The organism is Pseudovibrio sp. Ad26 (assembly GCF_001623285.1).
GTDB lineage: Bacteria > Pseudomonadota > Alphaproteobacteria > Rhizobiales > Stappiaceae > Pseudovibrio > Pseudovibrio ascidiaceicola.
Genome location: NZ_LMCE01000100.1, coordinates 1 through 2528 on the forward strand (window position 1 = coordinate 1; position 2528 = coordinate 2528).

General features: G+C 52.2%; 2 protein-coding genes. Both read left to right on the forward strand.

The genetic code is table 11. From position 1 onward, the window contains the following. Window positions 1-313: 313 nt before the first annotated feature. Complete coding sequence (locus PsAD26_RS22835; protein WP_063312260.1) at window positions 314-1003, forward strand: Crp/Fnr family transcriptional regulator; 690 nt, start codon at window positions 314-316, stop codon at window positions 1001-1003. Between the two features lie 482 nt (window positions 1004-1485). Then, window positions 1486-2528: autotransporter-associated beta strand repeat-containing protein (locus PsAD26_RS29480; RefSeq protein WP_343229003.1), on the forward strand; the 1043-nt coding region annotated here is incomplete at its 3' end.

Below are 2528 nucleotides of genomic sequence, written 5' to 3' on the forward strand. Positions count from 1 at the left end.
AACCATCACCAATCGCTATGTGAACCATGATGCCCATCCAATCCGGGTGCTGTCAGAGACGATTGGTGAACGGATTGAGGCTGGATTGGAAGGACGAGAATGAGAACTCCGCGGCAGGCATTTGGAGGTATTTATTTGGATATGTGCGAGCACCGTATGAGGCTTTTGACCAATTGTAGATATTCGTGGCTATCGCTAATTGCGGTCACAATTGAGACACTGCAACTAACAGTATGGTGTGTTGACAACAAGGGAGATGCTCAGGATACGTGATGAAGTGTACGCGTTCAACGCATTTTAAGGAACCTTGGCCATGACTGGATTGCTGGATCACGGGAGCCTCAAGTTCCTTGACCTGCTCCCCCCAAAGGTCGAGGCCGCTTTTGCAGCTGTCGAGCAGCGCCACACCTATCAGGACGGCCGCACGATCTTCTCGACCGGTGATGATGGTGATCGCCTGCTCATTGTGCGTTCAGGGGCAGTTAGAATGGGGCGTTTCAGCCCCAGTGGCCGAGAAACAATTCTTGCAGTGCTTGGTGAGGGCCACTTCATTGGCATCATTGGTGTGTTAACCGGTCGCAAGCGGACGCAAAATGCTACAGCAGTTGGTAAAACGACAATTGGCTATGTTCACAAAGCTGATTTTCTGACGCTAATGGATGTTCATCCCGAAATCGCCCGCGCAGCTTTGCCAGCGACGTTAAGCCGTTTGAATGTGGCGCTGAACATGCTTGACGATCTGCGTTTACTGCCTTTGCCTGCTTATACAGCGGTGTTTTTACAGAACATGCTCGAAGCTTCAGAAGTGCCAGGGATGCTCAACTGGAACCAGTCTGAGTTGGCTATTGCTGTGGGCACCTCACGTGTTTCTATGGGTAAAGCGCTCAAACAGCTGGAAAAAAATGGCCTGATCGTACTGAAGTATGGCGCAATTGCCGTGCCGGATGAGCAAGCCCTGTCAGACTGGATTGATGCCGCCAGAGCCGAGCATTTGTCTCTCTGAGGACTGCTCGCTCATGCCGTGTGCACAAATCTGAGTAAATAGCCAGATTGCTAAGTTCTTAGCATTCTTTGCGCTGCCGACTACGTACAATCCCTCTGTATTTTCATCCCATTGATATTCAAGTGTCAGCATTTTGACCGCTGCCGCCGGTATCGGCGTGCCGTCTTGCGAATGATTGGGAAGAAAGATCTGTAGCGACTTAGCTTAGGGGGCGTTTAACTGACGATCGTTCCTGAGCAGGTCACCGATAAGCTCTGCGTCATTTCACGTCAAAACGATCCGGTTTTGAAGTGAGATGGGTCCATCAAAGATTTTGAACCAAGAGTTCTGACATCCGTATGACTACTTCCCCTACAAAAACATGTTTTGAGCACTTTCTGAACCATCTGCGGCGCGGTGGGCGTATAACCAAAATGGCTGGTGTTATAGCAAGTCGAGCGCCCCATCTTGCGGCTGCGCTAATTGCCTCAGGGCCTGTGATATTGTCTGGAGTAACCGCCGACGCCCTCGGAAAGACTTGGGACGGGAGCACATCGACCGATTGGTTTACAGGCAGTAACTGGGATCACAATACTGCCCCGAATAGCTCGCAAAATGTTCAGATCAACACTACGACACCCAATCCGGTCACCGTTACAGACAAAACCACCAACGGAACTGCTCAAGCGAAACTTCTATCACTCGGCTATGCAGGCGATGGCTCTCTGACGATATCCGATGGTGGCGAGATGAGTAATACCCATACCTATATCGGTCATTTCAACAGCTTAGTCGGCAGTGTTGAAGTGACCGGTACCGGATCAACCTTGGTCAGTTCAGAGACGCTATCACTCGGCTATGCAGGCGATGGCTCTCTGACGATATCCGATGGTGGTATGGTGAGTAACATGATGGGCATTATTGCCGCTTACAACGGCGCAACCGGCACTGCTGAGGTGACTGGCACTGGGTCAACCTGGAGCAATTCGAGCAATCTGATTGTCGGTAGCAGTGGCGATGGCACTCTGACGATTTCAGAGGATGCAATAGTGAGCGTGTCCGGTGTGACCTGGCTGGGCTTTGTCTCACCAGGTTCTGGCGTTTTGAACATCGGTGCTGCAGCTGGGGATGCTGCGGTGGGGGCGGGAGAGCTCAACACAGCAAAGGTAATCTTTGGTCCAGGAACAGGTACTATCAACTTCAACCACACGGATAGTGACTACACGTTCTCCGCAGACATCAGCGGGACTGGCAGTGTCAATCAGCTTTCCGGCACCACGATCCTGACCGGGACCAACACCTATACCGGAGGCACCATAGTGTCGGGGGGCACTTTGGAGCTAAGGGGCGGGTCTGCATTGTCAGACTCCGGTGAGATTAGCATCACCGGCGGCCGATTGCAGGTCACCAACAGCGAAACAGTCGGCGGTACCACGGTTGATGGTGGAGTACTCGCCATCGAAGCGGACGAAACCCTGACCACCGGTGCATTCACGTTGGCGGATGGAACAGTTATGGGCGGCACACTTCTGGGCAGCTCATATAC